The organism is Falsiroseomonas sp. RANM36 (assembly GCF_056682175.1).
Window position 1 is genome coordinate 736,306 of the sequence record NZ_JBWXTD010000004.1, and the last position, 480, is coordinate 736,785.

A 480-nucleotide genomic window follows, 5' to 3' on the forward strand; every position below is an offset into this window, starting at 1 on the left:
GGCCGCGGCCCGGGGGCGCTGCCGCGCCTTGCGGAGGGCTGGATCGCCCCGCTGGCCGAGCGCGGGCGGCAACTCGGCATCCTGGCCGATGCCGCCGAGCAGCGCGACTTCGCGGAGGGCCTGCGCGCCCTGCTCCTCGCGCGCCGGGCGGCGCCCGGCCTCGCCCTGTGGCGGCATGACGCGAAAGGCACGCCGCGCTTCGTGCTCAACCTGCCGGAATTTCTCTCGCCCGAGGGCGGCTTCGCGGCCGAGGACTACGCCGCCTCCGTCGCGCTGGCGGTGCGGGCGCTCGACATCGCAACCGGCGCCAAGGCCAGCCGGCTGAGCCTGGGCTTCGCCGACCTCGCCGGGCTGCTCGCGGGCCTGCGCCTTGCCTATGATAGCGCCGAGGGTCGCGCCGTCGGCGCCGCCATCGCCGCCCTGACCCGCGGCGCCGCCGCGGCGGAGAGCGGCCGCGTGGCCGAACGGCTCGGCGCGCGC